Source organism: Methylophaga sp. SB9B (assembly GCF_004832235.1).
GTDB classification, from domain to species: Bacteria; Pseudomonadota; Gammaproteobacteria; order Nitrosococcales; family Methylophagaceae; genus Methylophaga; species Methylophaga muralis.
Genome location: NZ_SSXS01000102.1, coordinates 1 through 252, shown reverse-complemented (window position 1 = coordinate 252; position 252 = coordinate 1). Strand labels below are relative to the sequence as shown.

Genomic DNA, 252 nt, shown 5'->3' with positions numbered 1-252 from the left:
AAACAATCAACTGCACTTTGCGGTGCATGCCCATTTCCTGCAGTGCCTGAACCGCTTGAGGAATCGCCGCCATGGTTGGAATACCGACATGTTCGATAAACACTTCCTGTGTTGCTGCAGTCCCGCCCTGCATACCATCAACAACAATGACATCGGCACCGGCTTTCACCGCCAGCTTCACATCATAGTAAGTTCGAGTTGCACCGACTTTGATATAGATAGCACTTGCCAATCAGTAATTTCACGCAATTC

At 48.8% G+C, this 252-nt stretch carries 1 protein-coding gene; it reads right to left on the bottom strand.

From position 1 onward, the window contains the following. The coding region (locus E8Q33_RS15330; RefSeq protein WP_247870153.1) for a glutamate synthase-related protein at window positions 1-232 on the bottom strand (232 nt) is incomplete at its 3' end. Window positions 233-252: the final 20 nt, after the last annotated feature.